Annotated in this window: 15 protein-coding genes; 9 read left to right on the top strand and 6 right to left on the bottom strand. The window is 65.3% G+C overall.

The features are described 5' to 3' along the window. On the top strand, positions 1-180 hold a 180-nt coding region (locus AC1HIY_RS03415), incomplete at its 5' end, for a TrmH family RNA methyltransferase (protein WP_479575304.1). Here AC1HIY_RS03415 and AC1HIY_RS03410 read toward each other — a convergent pair. Further along, on the bottom strand, positions 156-701 hold the full coding sequence (locus AC1HIY_RS03410; RefSeq protein ID WP_479575303.1) for a hypothetical protein: 546 nt from the start codon (positions 699-701) through the stop codon (positions 156-158). The genes AC1HIY_RS03415 and AC1HIY_RS03410 overlap by 25 nt on opposite strands. Positions 702-1,056: 355 nt before the next feature. Here AC1HIY_RS03410 and AC1HIY_RS03405 point away from each other — a divergent pair, with 355 nt between their 5' ends. The 3 genes from AC1HIY_RS03405 to AC1HIY_RS03395 are packed head-to-tail and all read left to right on the top strand — an operon-like array spanning position 1,057 to position 4,349. Beyond that, positions 1,057-2,277 (top strand): alanine dehydrogenase, encoded by a 1,221-nt coding sequence (locus AC1HIY_RS03405; protein ID WP_479575302.1) that lies wholly within the window; start codon positions 1,057-1,059, stop codon positions 2,275-2,277. A 31-nt stretch (positions 2,278-2,308) separates the two neighbouring features. Further along, entirely contained in the window at positions 2,309-3,019 is a 711-nt protein-coding gene (gene pepE, locus AC1HIY_RS03400) for a dipeptidase PepE (RefSeq protein ID WP_479575301.1), read from the top strand. Positions 3,020-3,068: 49 nt separating this feature from the next. Then, on the top strand, positions 3,069-4,349 hold the full coding sequence (locus AC1HIY_RS03395) for a metal-dependent hydrolase family protein (protein WP_479575300.1): 1,281 nt from the start codon (positions 3,069-3,071) through the stop codon (positions 4,347-4,349). Between the two features lie 273 nt (positions 4,350-4,622). Here AC1HIY_RS03395 and rpiA read toward each other — a convergent pair whose 3' ends face one another. From rpiA to AC1HIY_RS03380, 3 genes are all read right to left on the bottom strand, one after another. After that, entirely contained in the window at positions 4,623-5,336 is a 714-nt protein-coding gene (gene rpiA, locus AC1HIY_RS03390; RefSeq protein ID WP_479575299.1) for a ribose-5-phosphate isomerase RpiA, read from the bottom strand. 64 nt (positions 5,337-5,400) lie between these two features. Beyond that, positions 5,401-6,630 carry an ABC transporter permease gene (locus AC1HIY_RS03385; protein WP_479575298.1) on the bottom strand — a complete coding sequence of 410 codons (1,230 nt, stop codon included), beginning with the start codon at positions 6,628-6,630 and terminating at the stop codon, positions 5,401-5,403. 43 nt (positions 6,631-6,673) lie between these two features. After that, entirely contained in the window at positions 6,674-7,918 is a 1,245-nt protein-coding gene (locus tag AC1HIY_RS03380) for an ABC transporter permease (protein ID WP_479575305.1), read from the bottom strand. Between the two features lie 186 nt (positions 7,919-8,104). On the opposite strand from AC1HIY_RS03380, the gene AC1HIY_RS03375 reads away from it, so the two are divergent. Beyond that, positions 8,105-8,263, top strand: a complete 159-nt coding sequence (locus tag AC1HIY_RS03375) for a DUF5989 family protein (protein WP_456426140.1) — start codon at positions 8,105-8,107, stop codon at positions 8,261-8,263. Between the two features lie 138 nt (positions 8,264-8,401). Here AC1HIY_RS03375 and AC1HIY_RS03370 read toward each other — a convergent pair whose 3' ends face one another. Both AC1HIY_RS03370 and AC1HIY_RS03365 read right to left on the bottom strand, forming a co-directional pair. Then, entirely contained in the window at positions 8,402-8,887 is a 486-nt protein-coding gene (locus tag AC1HIY_RS03370) for a GNAT family N-acetyltransferase (RefSeq protein WP_479575297.1), read from the bottom strand. Positions 8,888-9,018: 131 nt separating this feature from the next. Further along, a complete protein-coding gene (locus AC1HIY_RS03365) occupies positions 9,019-11,049 on the bottom strand; it encodes an ATP-dependent helicase (protein WP_479575296.1) in 2,031 nt (676 codons plus the stop codon). A 372-nt stretch (positions 11,050-11,421) separates the two neighbouring features. Here AC1HIY_RS03365 and AC1HIY_RS03360 point away from each other — a divergent pair, with 372 nt between their 5' ends. From AC1HIY_RS03360 to AC1HIY_RS03345, 4 genes are all read left to right on the top strand, one after another. Then, on the top strand, positions 11,422-12,306 hold the full coding sequence (locus tag AC1HIY_RS03360) for a ParA family protein (protein ID WP_479575295.1): 885 nt from the start codon (positions 11,422-11,424) through the stop codon (positions 12,304-12,306). 86 nt (positions 12,307-12,392) lie between these two features. Next, a complete protein-coding gene (locus tag AC1HIY_RS03355) occupies positions 12,393-13,361 on the top strand; it encodes a ParB/RepB/Spo0J family partition protein (protein ID WP_479575294.1) in 969 nt (322 codons plus the stop codon). A 44-nt stretch (positions 13,362-13,405) separates the two neighbouring features. Continuing rightward, the gene (locus AC1HIY_RS03350) at positions 13,406-14,023 is read left to right on the top strand and encodes a DUF5683 domain-containing protein (protein ID WP_479575293.1); all 618 of its coding nucleotides are present in this window, start codon (positions 13,406-13,408) and stop codon (positions 14,021-14,023) included. A 361-nt stretch (positions 14,024-14,384) separates the two neighbouring features. Next, positions 14,385-15,668, top strand: coding sequence for an aminotransferase class I/II-fold pyridoxal phosphate-dependent enzyme (locus AC1HIY_RS03345; RefSeq protein WP_479575292.1), 1,284 nt, complete (start codon positions 14,385-14,387; stop codon positions 15,666-15,668). Positions 15,669-15,787: the final 119 nt, after the last annotated feature.

Genomic DNA, 15,787 nt, shown 5'->3' with positions numbered 1-15,787 from the left:
GAGCCGCCCTCGGCGCTCGTGCTCGGCTCCGAGGCGCACGGCCTCTCGCCCGAGGTCGCCGCCCTCCTCGACGCCCGCGTCGCCATCGCCGGCGCGCCCTCCCGGCGCGGCACGGAGTCGCTCAACGTGGCCGTCGCCGCCGGGATCCTGACGTATCAATGGCTCGGCGCGGGCGGCTGAGCCGTGGGCAACGACCGGAAGCGCCGCGCCTCGTCTTCCAGCGCTTGCAGCAAACTGGCGGGGTCCGGCCTGCCGACGACCAGCCGCTCGAATTTGTACTCCGCGCCATAGACGTTGACCACCAGCGCATCCACCAGGTCGGAGGCAATCGACCCTTCGAACGGCTCGCTCAGACCCTCACGGGACGGGGTGAAAAAGATCCGTTTCCCGTCCCGTTCGTAGGTTCCGTAATTGAGCCGCTTGAGCGTGGTGATGTTTTCCGTTCCCTCGCAGATGCGCGTCTGCACGTCCGTTTCCATCTCATATTCCCCGTCGGCATGGAAGGTCAGCCATCCCCCCGTGTAGACGACCTCGCAGCCGTCCTCCCGGATGGGAATGAAGGGAACGGGACGATTATCGACCCGCTCGATCATGAAGGTGCCCAACAGGTCTTCGTTCTCCGGTCCGACGAGGTCATTGTCACAGCCCGCGACGGTGAGACTGAAAACCAGAAAGGCGATGAGGAAGAGAGGTTTGCGCACGTTGTTTTCCATGATCAATTCCTGTCCGCGAATTCTGGTGTGGCGCCTTCCAGGTCGTAATAGTGAGAACTGGAAGGTGTGCTTGTTGCGCCGGCCGCGCTTCCGGCCTCATAACAACCACGGATTTTCGACGCCCCAAGGCTCACGCGGGATGATTTTTTTCGAATATAGACCATGCGCCCGCTTCTCGTGAAGTCTCGCGCGGCTCGTGGCGAACCGGCGCGTGCGCGCGCGCTTTCCCGAAGCAGATCGCTCCGGGCATCCGCGTTTAGTCTCTCGAATATCGTATATTTGCCGGATCCGCAGGCGCTGCCCCGCCTTTCATCTGCTCCCCTCATCTTCTTCCCGAGACTTTATGGAGGTTCCGGCGCTACAGGGATTCACGCTCGAACGCGGGCTGCTGACGATGGAGAAGCCCCTTCGCACGCGTGAAGGACAAACGTCGTTGCGCATCGGCGTCCCGCGTGAGGTCTCGAACGAAGAACGCCGCGTCTCGCTCTCGCCGAGCGGCGTGCGCACGCTCGTGGCGAACGGGCACGAGGTCTACGTGGAGACCGGCGCCGGCGCGCTGGCGCACTTCAGCGACGTGCAGTATGCCGAGGCGGGCGGCGAAATCATGACCTCCCCCGCCGACCTGTACGGCAAGTGCGAGCTCATCGTCAAGGTCGGGCCGCCGAGCGACGAGGAGCTCGACTATCTTCAGGAGAAACAGATCCTCATCTCGGCGCTCCACCTCGGAGGCACCTCCCCGACTTTTCTCCGCCGCCTGATGGACCTCGGCATCACCGGCATCGGCTTCGAGTTCATCCGCGACTCGGACGGCTCGCTGCCCATCGTCCGGATGATGCACGAGATCATGGGGTCGATGGCCGTGCAGATCGCGGCGCACTACCTCGAGAGCGGCGGCGGCGGCAAGGGCGTCATGCTCGGCGGCATCTCCGGCGTGCCGCCCTCGACGGTGGTCATCCTCGGCGCGGGCGTCGTGGGCGAGTGGGCGGCGCGGACGGCCCTCGGCTTCGGCGCGCACGTCATCGTGCTCGACAACGACCTCGGCGCACTCCGCGTCATGGAGCACTACCTCGACCGCCGCATCACCACGGCCATGGCCACCGAGCAGTACATCCGGCAGGCCGTCGCCCGCGCGGACGTGGTCATCGGCGCGATGATGGCCGCCGGGCAACGCGCGCCCATCGTCGTCAGCGAAGACATGGTGGCCATGATGCGCCCCGGCTCGGTCATCGTCGACGCCGTCATCGATCAGGGCGGGTGCATCGAGACGAGCCGCCCCACCACGCACTCCGAGCCGACGTTCGTCGTGCACGACATCATCCACTATTGCATCCCGAACATGCCCTCGAATGCCGCCCGCACGGCCACGTATGCGCTGACGAACGTGCTCGTGCCGTACCTCATCAAGATCGGCGAGGCGGGCTCGATCAACGAAGCGCTCTGGCAAGACGTGGGGCTGCGCAACGGCGCGTACGTCTACCGCCGCCACCTCACCAAAAAGAGCCTCGCCGCCATGTTCGGCATGCCCCATCGCGACATCGAACTGCTCATCGCCTCGGGCATCTGACGGAACGCCGCCCCTCATCGCACACGACCCCATGCGCCTCCTGCTCCTGAGCAATTCGAAAAACTACGGGATGGGCTATCTCGAACACGCCCGTGCCGCCATCGGCGACTTCCTCGGCGACGGCGTGCGCGAGGTGCTCTTCGTGCCGTACGCGGGCGTGCGCCTCTCGTACGACGACTATGCGGCGCACGTGCGCGCGGCCTTCGAGCCGCTCGGGTATGGCCTCACGTCGATCCACGAAGCCGAGGACCCCGTGGCGGCGGTGCAAAAGGCCGAGGCGGTGGCCGTCGGCGGGGGGAACACGTTCCACCTCGTGCATGAGCTTTATGCGAACGGGGTGATGGAGACGATCCGCGACCGCGCGACCGGCGGCCTCCCGTACCTCGGGTGGAGCGCCGGCTCGAACGTGGCCTGCCCCACGCTCCGAACGACGAACGACATGCCCATCATCGAGCCGCCGTCCTTCCGCACCCTCGGCCTCGTGCCGTTTCAGATCAACCCGCATTACCTCGACGCCCACCCGGACCACCACATGGGCGAGACGCGCGAGGACCGCATCCTCGAGTTCACCGTCGTCAACCCGGACGTGTACGTCGTCGGGCTTCGCGAAGGGAGCCTCCTCCGCCTCGACGGCGATACGCTCCGGCTCCTCGGTCCGAAGCCCATGCGCGTGTTCCGCCACGGCGAGCAAGCGCGCGAAGTGCAGCCGGGCGAGGACCTCGACTTTCTGCGGCGTCCGTGACCCCCAACGCCGCCTGCTTATTTTGACCCAACGAACCAGGAGGACCCCGATGATTGCCACCCGTTTCCGCTTCTTTCTCATCTTTTCGTTCATCCTCGGCGCGGCGATGCCGGCGGCGGCACAGCCGACCGTGCTCCGCGCCGCCCGCATGCTCGACGTCGACGGGGGGCAGATCGTCGAAGACGCCGTCGTCGTGGTCGATGGCGGGCGTATTCAGGCCGTCAACCCCGCGCGAACGCCTGCCGGGGCGACGGTGATCGACCTCGGCGACGTGACGCTCCTGCCCGGCCTGATGGACCTGCATACCCACCTCAGCCTCTCCATCGAGGGCGACTGGACGAACCGGGCCGTCAAAGAGACGGCGGCGGACGCGGCGCTGCGCGGCGCGAAGAACGCGCGGACGACGCTCATGGCCGGTTTCACCACCGTGCGCGACGTGGGCTCGGCGGGCTTCGCCGACGTGGCGCTCATGCACGCCGTCGAGCGCGGCGACATCGTGGGGCCGTGGATCGTCCCTGTGGGGCACGCGCTCGGCATCACCGGCGGCCACTGCGACGTGACGGGCTTCGCGCCCGGCATCCTCGAAGGCGGTCCGAAGGAGGGCGTCGCCGACGGGCCGGACGAGGTGCTCAAGGCCGTGCGCTATCAGATCAAGCACGGCGCGAAATTCATCAAGACGTGCGCCACGGCGGGCGTGCTCTCGTTCGAGGGGCCGGTGGGCGCGCAGCAGTACAGCGATGAGGAACTTCGCGTGATGGTGGAGGAGGCCGCGCGCCACGGCGTCAAGGTGGCGGCGCACGCCCACGGCAGCGCGGGCATCCTCGCGGCGGTGAAGGCGGGCGTGGCCTCCATCGAACACGGCTCCATGCTCACCGACGAGATCATCGCCGAGATGAAAGCGCGCGGCACGTACCTCGTGCCGACGACGTACCTCGTCGGAGCCATCGACATGAACGCGCTGCCGCCGCCTATCCGCGCCAAGGCCGAGTACGTGCTCCCGCTCGCCATCGAGAGCGTGAAGAAAGCCGTCGCCGCCGGCGTCAAGATCGCCTTCGGCACCGACGCCGCCGTCTATCCCCACGGCGACAATGCGAAGGAGTTCGCCGCCCTCGTCGATCGGGGCATGACGCCGCTCGAAGCCATCCGCACGGCCACCGTCAATGCCGCCGACCTCCTCGGCGTCGACGACCGGGGGCGCATCGCGCCGGGGCTCCTCGCCGACCTCGTCGCCGTGCCCGGCAACCCGCTCGAAGACGTCCACGTGCTCGAAGACGTGCGCTTCGTGATGCGGGGCGGGCAGGTGTTCAAGCAAGCGGCTGCGGGCCGGTGAGGGCCGCGCCTCCGCTCCAACTCCGACACATAAAAGAAGCCCGGCGCCGCCACCTGACGCCGGGCTTCACGTTCGACCCCCTTGAGAGATGCTATAAGGTCGAACAGAGGGAATGAGCCGGCTGCATGATCATTAGTATCAGCCTGCAGAGGGACCCTCTGCCCTTCTATCACGGAAAAACGAGCCAAAAGGGCTCACCGTCGGAGAGATTTTTTTTGCCCGCCGCAAAGTGAGCTGAAAAGGGCGTTTTCGGGAAGGCCTCTCCCGGGCCGCTCATCCGGGTTCCGGACGCCGGATCCGGCGCACCGCCCCGCCGACCTCGCCCACGAGCACCTCCGTCGCCCGGGCGATGAAAAGACCGTGGTCGAGCACGCCGGGCAGCGCCAGAAGCGCCGCATCGAGCGCCGCCGGATCCTCGATGCCGCCCTCGAAGCGGGCGTCGACGATCCAGAACCCCTGGTCCGTGACCACGGGACCGTCCTTGCGCAATCCCATGCGCAGTTCCGGACGCGCCCCCATCCGTTCGAGCGCGCGCATCACCGGGGTCGTCGCCATCGGCAGCACCTCCACGGGCAGCGGCATCTTCGCGCCGAGCCGCTCGACGAGCTTCGTCTCGTCGACGAGCACGACGAAGCGCCGGGCCTGCGCGGCGACGACCTTCTCGCGCGTGTGGGCCGCCCCCCGCCCCTTGATCAGGTCGAGGCTCGGGTCCACCTCGTCCGCACCGTCGAAGGCGAGGTCGAGGCCGTCGACCGCGTCGAAGGTGGTCAGGGGGATGCCGTGCGCACGAGCGAGGCGTTCGGCGAAGAAGGAGGTGGGGATGCCCGCCACGCGCAGCCCTTCGGCGCGGACGCGGCGGCCCAGCGCTTCGATGGCGCGCGCCGCCGTCGAGCCGGTGCCCAGCCCGAGGCGCATGCCGTCCTCCACCATCGCCGCCACCCGTTCTCCGACGGCCCTCTTGGCCGCCGCTCGTGGATCCGTCGTCATGGTTAGGTTTGAGCGTTCGTGAGAGGAGCAGGCCCAAGATACGAAACGCCCGAACACCCGGGCACTATTCATACCGGAGCGAATCGATGGGATTGAGACGAGCCGCTTTGAGGGCGGGGTAGCCGCCGAAAACGAGCGCAATGGCCGTCACCATGAAGACCGCGCCAAGGGCCCACCCGAGCGGGAACGTCGCCGAGATGTCGAAATACACCGCCACCAGGTTGCCCACGAGTGCCCCGAGCAAAATGCCGATCACGCCGCCGATCTGGCACAGGAAAAAGGCCTCGAAGAGGAACTGCCGCAGAATGTCGCGGCTGCGCGCGCCCACCGCCTTGCGGATGCCGATCTCGCGCGTGCGTTCGGTGACGGAGACGAGCATGATGTTCATAATGCCGATGCCGGAAGCCAGCAGGGCAATCAGACCGATGACGGCCCCGCCCATAGTCAGCGTGCCGGTGAACGCGTCGAAGATGCTCTGCATCGAGTCGTTCGTCTCGATCTCGAAGTTGTTGTCCTCGCCCGGCGGCACCTTCCGGATCACGCGCAGCCGCCCCGTCACCTCCTCCATCGCCGCCTGCACCAGTTGCGGATCATGGACACGCACGCTGATCGAGGCGATGTTCCGCTCGGGCTGACCGTAGAGGCTGAAGAGCCGTGTGATCGGCGCGAAGACGCGGTTGTCCTGATTGAATCCGAGGAAGCTGCCCTTTTCCTTGAGCACCCCGATCACCTCGTATTTGTGCCCGTCCATACGCACCTGTTTGCCCAGGGGCGAGATGTTCGGGAAGAGCGTCTCGGCCACGGCGCTGCCGAGCACCATCACGGGGCGCCCGAACTGCACGTCCTGCTCCGAGAAGAAACGACCGAGGTCGATCTCATAACTGAAATTACCCAGCATGTGCTCGTCCGTGCCGAGGAGCACCACGTTCGGCTCGGTCTCTTCCTTGCCGTATCGCACCGCGCCCAGATAAAAGTCTTCGATGGGGCTGATGGTCACGGGGATGGTCATGACCCGCTTGAGGCGTTCCACCTGATCGTACGTGATCGGCGGGCGGTTGCGCACGCTCCGGTCGAGTTCGCCCAGTTGAATGGCGGGCGTGCGGCGGATGGTGAACGTGGAAGCGCCGAGAAACTGGAGCTTGTCCTTGAAATACACGTCGATGACCGAGACGCCCGTCACCGACACGATGATGGCGAAGACGCCGATCACCATGCCGAGGAGCGTCAGGAAAGAGCGCATCTTGTGGCTTCTGAGCGCATCCCAGGCCATGCGGAAAGCTTCGAAAAAGGCCATCTATCTGTCAATCATCATGGAGGGGTAGGCGAGCGACGGCGCGTCATTCATACCGCAGCGCATCGATGGGGTTGGCTTTGGCGGCGGTCCACGCCGGGGCCAGGCCGAAGAGCGTGCCGACGAGGGCGCAGATGGCGAACGCGATGCCCACCACGCTCAGGTCGAGCGAAGCCGGCAGGATCATGCGCACGAGGAACGTGATCGGCAACGAGAGCAAGACGCCCATCGCACCGCCGACCATCGAGATGACCACCGCCTCGATGAGGAACTGCGCCAGGATGGTTCGTCGTTTCGCGCCGACGGCCTTGCGAATGCCGATCTCGCGCGTGCGCTCCTTGACCGAGACGAACATGATGTTCATGACCCCGATGCCGCCGACGAGCAAAGCCAGCGCCGTCAGTCCGAGGCCGATAGAATAGATGGCCGTCTTGACCGGAGCAATCTGTGCGCGGAGGGTCTGCTGTTCGTTGATCTCGAAGTCGTTGTCTTCGCGCGCATCCAGCCGCCGGGCCACACGGAGGATGCCCGTCAGTTCGTCCTTCGCCTCCTCGATCAAAGCCGCATCCCGCACCTTGACCTGCACCGAGACGTCCCGCCGACTGACGCCGAACTGGTTTTTGAAGGCATTGAACGGGATGATCACCTGCCGGTCCACCGAGTTCGACCCTTCGGCGCCGCTGCCTTTGCGCATGAGCACGCCGATGACCTGATACCGATGGCCGTCGATGCGGACGGTCTTGCCGAGCGGTTCGGCCACGGGGAAGAGGCGGTCGGCCACCTCGGCCCCGATCACGCACACGGTGCGCGCGCTTCGGTCGTCAAATTCGTTGAAGAAATAGCCCGACGCCAGATCGACCGTGTGCACGCGCGGGTACTCGGCCCGCGTGCCCAGCACCTGCACGCCCGAGACGGAACGGTTGGCATGGGAGATCGCCCGGCGCGTGCTCGCCACCGGCACGGCGGCCACGGCATACCGCGAGTGCCGCTCGATGGCGTCGGCAAGATCGGCGGTGATGTAGGGCCGGTTGATGTATTCCCACCATTTCATGCCGGGCCCGCCCACCCACGGCCATCGCTCGATGTAGATCACGTCCGCCCCCAGTTCGGCCATGTCTTGCTCAAAGTCGTTCTCGATGCCGTTGACCACCGTGGCCATGGCCGTCACCGAGACGATCCCGATGATGATCCCCAGCGTGGTCAGGATCGACCGCATCTTGTTCACCCGGAGGGCGCGAAGCGCGATCAGCAGGCCTTCCCAGATTTCGAAAAAGAAATTGCGCACGAGCATGGAGGACAAATGAGGAGCAAACGGAGTCGGAGGAACAGGCGCGGCGAGGCGGCCACGCGCCGGAGACCCCAACCCTCGTGACCTACGCGGACACCGACGCCGGGTTGCATCACCCGAAGATGGAGCCTATCCGCCGGACGGACGTATCACGCTTCCCATCCCCAAACACCCTCGATCTCGACTTCCATGGGAAAACTTCGCATCCTTGGTGAGTTCTGGCAATTTTTGCGCGTGCGGAAAAAATACTGGCTCGCCCCCATCGTCCTGCTGCTCGTCCTGCTGAGCCTGCTCATCGTGCTCACGCAGGGCTCGGCGCTCGCCCCGTTCATCTACGCCCTCTTTTAGGACGCCGACGGGCTTCCTCCCCTCTCTCCCGACGCCGGCCCTCCTTGGCCCCCGCGAGCGCATCCGACGTTTCCGGCTATCTCCGGCCGGGCGCGGGGTCATCCCCTGCCGGAGCGCACGATTGCTCAGCCGCCGCGCTCACAGCTTTTTCTCGAAGCGGAGGCGATAATCGCGATAGGCGGGGTTGTAGTCGGCCTTCATGACGCGGAAGCCTTCGATGAGGCCGAGGATGGTCATGCCGGGATGCATGTTCGGAAAGGTGTCGAAGGCGAAGCGGGCATAGCCGCGCCGGCGAGCGCGCGCCATCATCTCGTGGAGCAGCGCCCGCGCCACCCCCTGACGCCGGTGGGTGGCCAGCACCCCGCCCTTGGCGCTGTAGAACGTGAAGCGGTTCTCCCGATAGCCGATCTTGAAGCCGACAGGCTCTTCATCCATCCACGCGAGAAGGATCATCAGGTCGGAGCGGTCGAACGTGTTGATGATGCGCGGCTCCTTGAAAATGGTCATGTTGAGCGTGAAGAGCAGCTCGTGCACCTCCAACCCTGCCTCTTCGATGCGCAGCCCCGCCGGACCGATGGGCGCGCCGGGCTCCGGCGACGACGTGATATCGGATGAAACGTCCATGGTAAACTCACGCGGGAGAAAGGAGGGAACCCTGGAAGATAAGACAATTCACGGTTTGTGAGTTCCGCATTTTTGTCACGGCTTCGAGGTTTTCCGGAGGCGCGCGGCCCGTCGGGAGACGCCGCGGCGGGTCAGGCGTCCTCCTCCGGCGGCTCGGCGGCGGGGCCGAGCGCGGGCGGGGCCGTCTCCTCGACGAGCGACCACGGCTCGAGCAGCCGCTCCGGCGTCTCGGCGATGAAACGGCTCGGACTGGCGAAGTACTCGCCGTGATACCGCCGGTACTGCACCATCGGATAGGTGATGAACAGGTGGGTCTCGGCCCGTGTGACGGCCACATAGAGCAACCGGAGTTCCTCGTCGACGGCTTCCGGGTCGCGGAGGGCATAGCCGGAGGGCAGCACGCCGTCGAGCGCGTGGATGACGAAGACCGCGTGAAACTCCAGCCCCTTCGCCGAATGGATCGTCGAGAGGACGAGCGGCGACTCGTCCTCCTGAAGCGGCTCCACCTCCAGCGCCGAAAGCTCGATGGGATCGAGCGTCAGCGACGCGAGGAACTCCGAGCGGCTCGCAAAGCCGTCCGCCAGCCCGCCGAGATGCTCCAGATCCTGCGCGCGTTTCGGATAGTCCTCGTAATACTTCCGTTTGAGGATCGGCTCGTAATACCGGAGCACCGCCTCCACCTGCCCGGCGAGCGACGTCTCCGGCCGGCGAAGGGCGCGGAGCGTCTCGAAAAGAGCCGTCAAAGCCTCGACGTACTTCGCCCCGAACGGACGATCCTTGAGCACGAACGCGTCCTCCTCGCCCGAGGTGATCCACGCGATGAGGTCCTGCGCCGTCTTCGGCCCGATGCCCTCGATGAGTTGAAGGATGCGGTTCCACGCGACGGCGTCCTTCGGGTTTTCGGCCACTTTCAGATGGGCCAGCACGTCCTTGACGTGCGCCGCCTCGCTGAGCTTGAGACCGCCGTATTTCACGAAGGGAATGTTCCGTCGGTTGAGTTCGACTTCGAGGTCATACGAGTTGAAACTGCTCCGGAAGAGGACGGCCATGCGGTTGAGCGGGATGCCCTGCTCGCGCAGTTCGAGCACCATCTGGCAGACGAAGCGGCTCTCGAAGCGGTCGTCCGGCGCGGCGACGAGGGCCGGACGCTCACCGACGCCTTTTTCCGTGAAAAGCGTCTTGTCGTACTTCTGCCCGGCATGCGCGATGAGGTGGTTGGCCAGGTCGAGGATGGACTGGGTGGAGCGGTAGTTCTGTTCGAGCTTGAGCAGGCGCGTGCCGGGGAACTGCTCGGGGAAGGCGAAGATGTTCCGGAAGTCGGCTCCGCGGAAGCGATAGATGCTTTGCGCGTCGTCGCCGACGGCCATGACGTTGCCGTGCACCGAGGCGAAGCGTCGCACGAGGGTCGCCTGGGGCCGGTTCGTATCCTGATACTCGTCCACGAGCACGTGGCGGCACTGCCCCGCCACCCGCCTCCGCACTTCGTCGTCGGTGTCGAAGAGTTCGAGCGCGCGCCCGAGCAGGTCGTCGTAATCCATGAGCGCGTGCGCCTTTTTGTACTGCGCGTACTCTTGCAGGAGCGCCCGAAGGTCGTCGGCATAGTCGTGGAATTGCGGGTACTTCTCTTCGAGGATTTCCTCGAGCGGCGTCCCCCGGTTGGCGACGGCGGAGAACAGGGCCTGGAGCGTTTTTTTCCGGGGAAAACGCTTGCCCGCCCGGTGGAAGCCGTGCGTGGTGCGGAGCACGTCGAGCACGTCGGCGGCGTCGGCGGCGTCGAGGATGGAGAAGTTGTTCGGGAAGCCGATGCGGGGGGCATACCGGCGCAGGAGGCCGGCGCAGAAGGCGTGGAAGGTGCCGCCCTGCACGCGGCTGCACCGCCCGTCGAGCAGGGCCGTGGCGCGGGCGAGCATCTCGCGGGCGGCGCGGCGCGTGAACGTCAGCAGGACGATCTGCTCCGGCGGCGTGCCCGTCTCGACGAGGTAGGCCACCCGATAGACGAGCGTGCGCGTCTTGCCGGCGCCCGCCCCCGCAATGACGAGCACCGGCCCCCCGGGCGCCGTCGCCGCCGCGTATTGCTGCGCATTCAACGCGCCGGCATAATCGATCGAGAGCCGCCGCTCGACGGCGTGCGTGTCGGATTTGAGAACGAAGCGTCGCGCCATGGACATACGGGGTTGCGGCCGGGGCGTCCCGGCCCACAGACGCGCTTCTTCACGGGCGCGCCTGCCGGTCATGATACACATCTGCGGCCTTCCTGCCAACGGATGACGCCCGCCCGCCCTCGCGAGATCCCTCCCTCACGAGACCCGCGCCTGCGCAAACGCACCGGCTCCCGCCCCGAAGAAGCGGGAAACATCTTCCCGCCTTCGGCTTTCGCATTTTCTCATCGGAGGAATTTCCACCCGGTGCGCACTGGTTTGCATGACCCTTTCTTCATACCTTGCGCTATTCGGCCCCCTCCTCCCGAAGCCTGCCTGCTCAGGCGATCACCCATACGCCGCGCCTTATCATCGAAGTGAACCCCAGACGAACGAATGGGAAAGGTTATCGCAGTTGCAAATCAGAAAGGCGGTGTCGGAAAAACCACTACGGCGGTGAACCTGGCCTCCTCCCTGGCGGCCACCGAGCACCCGACCCTCCTGCTCGACTTCGACCCCCAGGCCAACTGCACTTCGGGCATCGGCATCGACACGCGCACCGTCACGACCTCCACGTATGAGGTGCTCATCGGCGACGCCTCCATCGAAACCGCCGTGCGCGTCACGGAGATGCCTTTCCTCGACGTGGTGCCGAGCCACATCAATCTCGTCGGCGCGGAGATCGAGATGATCGACGTGCTCGAACGCGAACACATTCTGAAGAACGCGCTTGCCCGCGCCCGCCGGAAGTACGACTTCATCGTCATCGACTGCCCGCCCTCGCTGGGTCTTTTGACGCTCAACGCCCTCACGGCGGCGAACTCGGTGCTGATTCCCGTCCAGGCCGAGTACTTCGCCCTCGAAGGGCTGGGGCAGTTGCTCAACACCATCAAGATTGTCCGTCAGCACCTGAACCCGGGTCTGGAGCTCGAAGGCGTGCTCATGACGATGTTCGACACGCGGCTGCGTCTCTCCAACCAGGTCGCCGGCGAGGTGCGCCGGTACTTCGGCGACAAGGTGTTCAAGACCATCGTGCAACGCAACGTCCGGCTCTCCGAAGCGCCGAGCTTCGGCAAGCCGGTGCTGCTCTACGACGCCACGTCGATGGGCGCGCGCAACTACATCGCGCTCGCCCGCGAGATCATCCACAACAACCAGCGCTATTTGCACACCTACGAAGAGGTGAAAGAGGAAGCCTCGAACCAGCCGGTGAACAACAACGGACGCGGCGGCCTGTATTCGTCCTCCTCGTCCACACCGGCCAACGGCTTCGCCCTCTGAGGCCGGACGCCCCGGCCGTTTGATTTTTCTCAACGGGTTCGCCCGGCACTTTTTTTCCGGAAGGACCAAGCATAGCATCATCACGTATGGCTTCCAGAAAAGCTGCTCTCGGTAGAGGCTTGAACGCGCTGTTGCCTTCGGCAAAGGAAGAAACGCCGGATGCGCAAGACAGCGGGGACCTGCCCAAAAGCAGGCTCTACAACTTCGAGGATCGGTATCGTTTCGTGGGCCGCGTGGCCGACATCGAGATCGAGCATATCCGCCCCAACCCGTATCAGCCCCGGAAGAACTTCGACGAGACGTCGCTGAACGAGCTGGCGGCCTCCATCGGGCAACTCGGCATCATTCAGCCGATCACCGTGCGGGCGATGGGCAACGGGCGCTTCGAGGTCATCTCCGGCGAACGGCGGCTCCGCGCGGCGCGGCGGGCCGGGCTCAAGCGCATCCCCGCCTTCGTGCGAGAGGCCGACACCGAGGCCATGCTCGAAATGGCCATCGTCGAAAACGTGCAGCGTGAGGAACTCAACCCCATCGAGGTGGCGCTCGGCTATCAACGGCTGATCGAAGAGTGCCGCCTGAGCCAGCAACAGGTCGCGCGCAAGGTGGGCAAGAGCCGCGCGACGGTGACCAACTTTCTGCGGCTGCTCAAACTTCCGCTCCAGGTCCAGGCCGCCCTCCGCGACGGGTCGATCTCGATGGGCCACGCCCGCGCCCTGATCAACATCGACGACGCCGAGGCGCAACGGTTGCTCCTGCAGGCCACCCTTTCGGAACAGCTGTCGGTGCGCCAGGTAGAGGAACGCGTGCGGGCCTGGCGGAACATCCAACATCCGAAGCCCGGAAAGGAACCCCCCGTCTCCGCCGAGGCGGAGGCCGCCCCGCCGGCCCCGAACACCCGCGATACGCTCCAGATCCAGGCGATCACCGACCGGCTTCGCACCCACCTCAGCACCCAGGTTCAGATTAAACGCCACGCCAAAGGCGGTGGGCGCATCGAGGTAGCCTACTACTCGGACGAGGACCTCGAACGCCTGATGGAACTGCTGATCCCCTGAGCCGCGTGACGCCTCGGCTGCTCCATCAACCCCGCGAGGACGTCATGAAACGCTCCGCCGGCCTTAGACGCGCGCGCCTGTGCGCCGCGCCGGCCCTCGTCCTGGCGCTCGCGCTCGCCGCCCGCCCCGCCGCCGCACAGGCCGACACCACCCGCACGAGAGTCGCCGTCGCGCCCCACTCTCCACGCGCCGCCCTCTGGCGTTCCGCCGTCCTGCCGGGCTGGGGACAGGTCTACAACCGGCAATACTACAAGCTGCCCATCATCTATGCCGGACTCGGGCTGCTCACCGCCGCCGCCGTCAACTTGCACCGCGACTACCTCCTCTACCGCAAGGCGTTCCAGTACAAAGCCTTCCAGGAGCTCGTCGAAAGCGGACAGCTCGAAGAAAACCCGAAGGCGGATTTCGAAGACGCCTACAACCGGATCGCCGCGAAATTCGGCCCGATCTCTTCGTCTCCGCTCCGCAGCCGCCGGGACGTTTTACGTCGCAACCGTGACCTTACCTTCATTGGCATCGGCATCGTATATGGGCTTCAGATGCTCGACGCCTTCGTGAGCGCGCACCTGTTCGATTTCGACATCGACGAAAAGCTCACGCTGAGCCTCCGTCCCGCCCCCGTTTCCGCCGGTCTGCGCGCCTCGGTGCGGTGGTCCTTCTAAGCCCCGGCGCGCCGTCCCCGGAGCCCGCCGACAGGGAACAAACCCCTTCCCGCATGCATTCCACGCCGCCTTGTCCGGCCCCGCGTGCGCGACGCTTTCCTCCGAACCCCGGGGGGGCAAACGACCGTATCGCACCGGACATTTTCATTTTATTTAAGAGAATCATGAAGTCTTGCTAATTTTTTTAACTCAAAACGAGTCTCGGCTTTTTTATTGATGTGATCCGCGGCCTTTACACATACACTAACCAAATAAACCGTATATTCAACGAAGGTTACCGCGTAATGGCCTTTTCTCTCCGGCAAGCTCCCCGCTCGACTCCCCTTTCCCCCAAGTTCCATTTAAGTGAGGCAACCCGATGATGCCTGAAGGCTATCGCAAGCCAAGCACCCTCCACGATGAAGCGCCGTCCGTAAAGCCTGCGCCTTCGCTGTTCGACAAATGTCATCGCTTCTTCGACCCGTCCGGCATTTATTCGCAGGTCAAACAGGCCGATCTCTACCCCTATTTTCGCGCCATCGAACGCAACGACGGCACGCGCGCGATCATCCACGGGCGCGAGGTCATCATGGCCGGCTCGAACAATTACCTCGGTCTCCTCTCGGATCCCCGGGTGAAGGCCGCCGCGCAGCAGGCCATCGAGCAATACGGCACCGGATGCACGGGCAGCCGTTTCCTCAACGGCACCCTCGACCTGCACCTCGAACTCGAAGACCGCCTCGCCGCCTTCATGGGGCGCGAAGCCTGCGTGCTCTTCTCGACCGGATACATGACCAATGAGGGCGTCATTCAGGCGCTGGCCGGCAAGGGCGACCTCATCTTCTCCGACAAGGACAACCACGCCTGCATCGTGGCGGGCACGAAGGTGAGCATGGCCGACACGTGGCGCTACCGCCACGACGACCTCAACCACCTGCGGCGTCTCCTCGAAAAAGCGGAGCGAGAACGTCCCGAAGCCGGCAAACTGATCGTCACCGACGGCGTCTTCTCGATGAGCGGCACCATCGCGCGGGTGCCGGAACTGACGGCGCTGGCCGAGGAATTCGGCGCGGCCCTCATGCTCGACGACGCGCACGCCGTCGGCGTGGTCGGACCCGGCGGACACGGCAGCGCCTCCCACTACGGCCTCGAAAACGAGGTGCACCTGACCACCGGCACGTTCTCGAAGAGCTTCGCCTCTCTCGGCGGCTTCGTCGTCGGCGACCGCGAGGTGATCGACTACATTCGCCACAACAGTTCGGCCCACATCTTCAGCGCTTCGATGCCGCCGGCCAACGTGGCCACGGTGCTCAAATGTCTCGACATCCTCGAAGAAGAGACCTGGCGCGTCGAGCGGCTGTGGGAGATCTCGGACTACATGCGCGAGGGCTTCCGGAGCCTGGGCTTCAACGTCTGGACGAGCCAGACGCCGATCATCCCCGTGGTGGTGGGCGACCTCAAGACGTGCTTCCGCTTCTGGAAAGACCTCCTCGAAGAGGGCGTCTTCGTCAATGCCGTGGTGCCGCCGGCCGTGCCGCAGGGGCAGTCGCTCATGCGCACCTCGTACATGGCCACGCACACCAACGAGGAACTCGACTTCATCCTTTCCGCCTTCGAGCGGGTGGGACGCAAGCATGGCGTGATCTCGAAAAACGGCGCCCTCTGACCGCTCCGACACGTCTTTCGCACACGCGCTTTGCCGGGCCCCGCCCCCCTCCGGCAAAGCGCGTGTGCATTTGCGCTTCTCCCCCCGCCTTCGCATCTTCCCGGCGTTCATCCACCCTC

The organism is Rhodocaloribacter sp. (genome assembly GCF_056451265.1).
Note: the sequence above shows the minus strand (reverse complement) of the source record. Positions and strands in the feature narration are given on the sequence as shown.

Coding starts and splice junctions, on each gene's coding strand:
- AC1HIY_RS03375 (WP_456426140.1), top strand. CDS start 8,105: ATGGGAAAACTTCGCATCCTTGGTGAGTTCTGGCAATTTTTGCGCGTG.
- AC1HIY_RS03405 (WP_479575302.1), top strand. CDS start 1,057: ATGGAGGTTCCGGCGCTACAGGGATTCACGCTCGAACGCGGGCTGCTG.
- AC1HIY_RS03365 (WP_479575296.1), bottom strand. CDS start 11,049: ATGGCGCGACGCTTCGTTCTCAAATCCGACACGCACGCCGTCGAGCGG.
- AC1HIY_RS03345 (WP_479575292.1), top strand. CDS start 14,385: ATGCCTGAAGGCTATCGCAAGCCAAGCACCCTCCACGATGAAGCGCCG.
- AC1HIY_RS03360 (WP_479575295.1), top strand. CDS start 11,422: ATGGGAAAGGTTATCGCAGTTGCAAATCAGAAAGGCGGTGTCGGAAAA.
- AC1HIY_RS03395 (WP_479575300.1), top strand. CDS start 3,069: ATGATTGCCACCCGTTTCCGCTTCTTTCTCATCTTTTCGTTCATCCTC.
- pepE (WP_479575301.1), top strand. CDS start 2,309: ATGCGCCTCCTGCTCCTGAGCAATTCGAAAAACTACGGGATGGGCTAT.
- AC1HIY_RS03385 (WP_479575298.1), bottom strand. CDS start 6,630: ATGGCCTTTTTCGAAGCTTTCCGCATGGCCTGGGATGCGCTCAGAAGC.
- AC1HIY_RS03370 (WP_479575297.1), bottom strand. CDS start 8,887: ATGGACGTTTCATCCGATATCACGTCGTCGCCGGAGCCCGGCGCGCCC.
- rpiA (WP_479575299.1), bottom strand. CDS start 5,336: ATGACGACGGATCCACGAGCGGCGGCCAAGAGGGCCGTCGGAGAACGG.
- AC1HIY_RS03355 (WP_479575294.1), top strand. CDS start 12,393: ATGGCTTCCAGAAAAGCTGCTCTCGGTAGAGGCTTGAACGCGCTGTTG.
- AC1HIY_RS03380 (WP_479575305.1), bottom strand. CDS start 7,918: ATGCTCGTGCGCAATTTCTTTTTCGAAATCTGGGAAGGCCTGCTGATC.
- AC1HIY_RS03350 (WP_479575293.1), top strand. CDS start 13,406: ATGAAACGCTCCGCCGGCCTTAGACGCGCGCGCCTGTGCGCCGCGCCG.